This window comes from Rhizobium phaseoli (assembly GCF_003985125.1).
In the GTDB taxonomy this organism is placed as follows: domain Bacteria; phylum Pseudomonadota; class Alphaproteobacteria; order Rhizobiales; family Rhizobiaceae; genus Rhizobium; species Rhizobium phaseoli.
On record NZ_ML133624.1, the window covers coordinates 1 to 3542 of the forward strand.

The following is a 3542-nucleotide window of genomic DNA, read 5'->3' on the forward strand; positions in this document are numbered from 1 at the left end:
TCCGACTCCTTGACCAGCAATGTCAGTTGCTCGAAGGCAAGCCGGGTGGAATCGGCGTGAACCGTCGTGATCGAGCCCGGATGGCCGGAGTTGATGTTGCGAATGTAGTAGAAAGCCGTGCCGTCTCGCAGCTCCTGCAGCAGGATGCGGTCGGGCCGCATGCGCAGACAGGATTCGAGCAGGTCCTTGGCGCCGACTTTGGCGAGCCCCTGCCCGCCCTTGGAATAAAAGAGCCGAACGTGATTGGGCTGCGGGACCACCAGCTCCGGTGTGTCTTCGATCGAAATGATCCGCTCGCTTTGCGGAATATAACGGATCAGCGCTTTCGACAGGGTGGTCTTTCCAGAGCCCGTGGCGCCGGAAATGATGATGTTCTTTCTTGCAAACACCGCCTCCCGGAGAAACGCCTTATAGGCGCCGACCCGATAGTAATCCAACAGGCTTTTGTCCCATCGCCCTCCGTCGCCTTCGGCCAGCGCGACATCGGCGAACAATCCTCCATGGTCGAGATCCTCGAGGGTCAGCGACACGGAGGATGGCTTGCGTATGGTGATGCTGACGGTTCCCTTCGTCGTTGCCGGCGGAATGACGATCTGGATCCGCTCGCCATCCGGCAAGGTCGCCGACAGGATCGGCCGTGTCTCGTCGATCGATTGATTGGAAAAACTCGCGACCGCCCGCGCGAGACGCATCAGCCTGTCGTAGGATAGTTCCGCCATGTCGTAGGTCTGCCATCCCTCCCCGCCCTCCGTGACGACTTGCCCGGGTCGATTGACGATGACCTCATAGAACGTCTTGTCGCGAAGGAACGGCGAGAGAGGCGAAAGCAATTCGCGCACGACTGCGGAGTCCGGAGCTTCAGTCATCGTCGAACCTATTTTGTCACGATCTTCGACGTCGGCGCGAAATCTCCGAGCACGGCGCGGTCGTAGATGCGGTTGCCGGGCTCCGTTACGCGAAGCCGGTAGACGCTGGAGAAATCGAGATCACGCGCGACGAAGATCGAAACCAGCTCGCCCTGATGCTTCATGAGGGTCGGCGGAATGTTGATCGATTGCTCGACGGCGATCGCCGCGGCCTGCTGGCCGGCGCTGGTGGTGTTTTGCGCTTCGACATCGCTGTCCTGCAGCCGGCTGCTGGCGTAGGAGGTCGTGTCGCCGACGATCGACAGCAGGATCGCGCTGCCGAAACGCTCCCACCAATGGGTGTCGACATAGCCGTCGACGCCGGCCCGGCCGAGGGCATCGGTTGCCGGCGACGCCAAAGTGATGATCACGCCCTTCGGGGTCTTCGCCCGGTTCCAGAGGACGAACAGGCGCTTCTGTCCACGGCGGATGCCGCCGCGATATTCACCGACGACCTGCGTGCCTTTTTCCATCAGCACGACGCGGCCGTTATCCGAGAGAACGTCGCGGTTGATGACGCAGCTGGTGAACCCCGGCTGATCGGAGGAGAGCGCGGTCTCGAGAACGCAAGGAATGGATGTCCCCATCGCGACGATGAAATCGCGGTTGCCCAGCGTGCCGGCGCGCGATCCCTGCAACTGCGTCGGCGTCAGCAAGCGGTTGAAGCGCTGGTCTTCGTTTTCGCCCTGCGAGGCGAAGCCGCCGGGATTGGCGCCGAGCTGCACGTAGTCCGAGGCTTGATCCGAGGTCCTGTCCTGATCCTGGCGCCGAGTCGATGGCGCCTTCTCGCCGCCATAAGCGATGACCGGCGCACGGCGGGCAGCATCGAGCAGTTTGTCATCGTCCGTCGGCGCCTGTTCGGTAGCAACAGGCGTCGGGAGCTGGACCTGCGGCAGAGTCGCTGTCGGCTGGACCGGCTCCTTGGCCGGTTCGAAATCCGAAGTCTGGCGGATGACCACCCGTTCGGGCTGGGCACTATCCGACGGTTTGTCCTGCCCGCGCATCGACCAGAGCGCGAAGGCGACAAAGACCACCATCGCGACAGCGACAGCGCCGCGTTTGAGGATGGGATTGTTGTCGAGCCGGCCGCCGGCCGACGTCTCGGCGCGCTCACCGGGGATCTGGATAATCTCTTCCTCGACCATGCCCCCTCCTATTGCGCATCTTGCGGCGCCTTGACGACGCGCTCGACCGATGGTGACGTCGTGTTGGTCTCGGGATTGATGCCGACGCGATCGTAGGCTTCGTTGAAGACGCAGAGGACGTCGCCTCCCCGGCGCAGGATGAACTTGCGGCTGATCGCATGAACGAGGACGAGATTTCCGTCTACGGACTTCGGAACCAGGCTTTCGCTGCCGTCGGAGTTTTCCATATAGATCGCCGGCATTTCCTGGTTGCCGACAAAGGCGAAGCTCGTGACCTTGCCGTTGTCATAAACGGCTTGCGGCTCGAGCGCCTGGGATCCCTGCGCCGAATAGCGCCAATTGCGCGGTCCAAAAGCTTCATGAAGGGCAAGTACGCGATCGGCCTCGCCGGCCTGCGCCGCCTGGGCACGCGTAACTGCCTCCTGCCGGCGCCGCTCGGCTTCGTCAGCTGGGTAGCGATATTTCACATAGAAATAGGTGTTCTGCCCGGCCTCGACGCTGCCGTCACGGACGGTGAGCTCCATCTGATAGCTGCGGGTCGATCCATCCCGCCGTGTCGTCACGACCGAGATATTCGTCACCGGCTGATTTTCCCGAGGCTTCAGGAAAAGAATGTTGCCGGCCGGCGCCACCTCCCACGCAACGCTGTTGCCGAGCGCGACATGGGCGATTTCTTCATCGGCGGCGAATTCGATCTGAACGGAGGAGCGGAGCGTGCCGACCACCTTGGTGATGTTATAGGGCTGATAATCGACGAAGCGAATGCGGCTATCCTGCGCCGCACCGCGTGGTGTTTCGAGGGCGAGCACCGGCGAGGAGAGGCTGCCGGCAAGGATAAGCGGAAGGAAAACGTGCGATCTCAATTGATGGCCTCCGGATCGGCGCGATATTCGCTGACGACGAAGCCGAGCGGATTGATCAGCCGATCGGTTGAGGACATCGGCGCGTTGGCGTAGGAAAAGGTCAGGGTCGCAACCCAGTGCGTGGTGCGCACCTCGTCACCACGGGTCACGGTCCTCATATAGCGGACGGATGCAACGTTGGCGTTGATCAGCGAGATGGAAACGATGTTGATCCGCGCGGTCGCGCTGCGGCCATAAATGTTCTGCGGCGAATCCGGATTGCTGCCGCGATAGAGCGCTGAAAACCGCGTTTGCTCCGGCTGCGTCGACAGCAATGCCACCGTCCGGAAATTCTCCTCGCCCTCGCTCCAGACGTAACCTTCGCGGGCGCGGACGTATTTGGCCGCAAAATATTTGGTGACGGCCTCGTCGTAGGTGCCGGCGGTGGATGTCAGCGCCGAGACCACGTCGACGATGCCTGTTGAATTGTCGACCCGCACGACGAAGGGTTCGACGGTTTTCAGAGGCGTGAGGCCGGCAATGGCAAAGACGGAGGCAGCAGCAAGGACGCCGGCGGAAACGGCGACGAACCAGGCAATGCGGGCGGAACGTTCAACCTGCATCATCCGGTCCTGATCGAACCGGCGGGC

The 3542-nt window shown here is 62.1% G+C and carries 4 protein-coding genes; all 4 read right to left on the reverse strand.

Annotated elements, in window-relative coordinates; translation table 11 throughout:
* A partial coding sequence (virB11, locus tag EFD56_RS32270; protein WP_126907123.1) for a P-type DNA transfer ATPase VirB11 occupies window positions 1–866 on the reverse strand: 866 nt, incomplete at its 3' end.
* 8 nt (window positions 867–874) lie between these two features.
* The gene (gene virB10 / locus EFD56_RS32275; protein WP_126907124.1) at window positions 875–2050 is read right to left on the reverse strand and encodes a type IV secretion system protein VirB10; all 1176 of its coding nucleotides are present in this window, start codon (window positions 2048–2050) and stop codon (window positions 875–877) included.
* A gap of 8 nt (window positions 2051–2058) precedes the next feature.
* A complete protein-coding gene (virB9, locus tag EFD56_RS32280; protein ID WP_037146719.1) occupies window positions 2059–2913 on the reverse strand; it encodes a P-type conjugative transfer protein VirB9 in 855 nt (284 codons plus the stop codon).
* Window positions 2910–3542, reverse strand: a 633-nt coding sequence (locus EFD56_RS32285; RefSeq protein ID WP_164736892.1) for a VirB8 family type IV secretion system protein, incomplete at its 5' end; no start/stop codon positions are given. The genes EFD56_RS32285 and virB9, both read right to left, overlap by 4 nt.

Coding starts and splice junctions, on each gene's coding strand:
- virB10 (WP_126907124.1), bottom strand. CDS start 2,050: ATGGTCGAGGAAGAGATTATCCAGATCCCCGGTGAGCGCGCCGAGACG.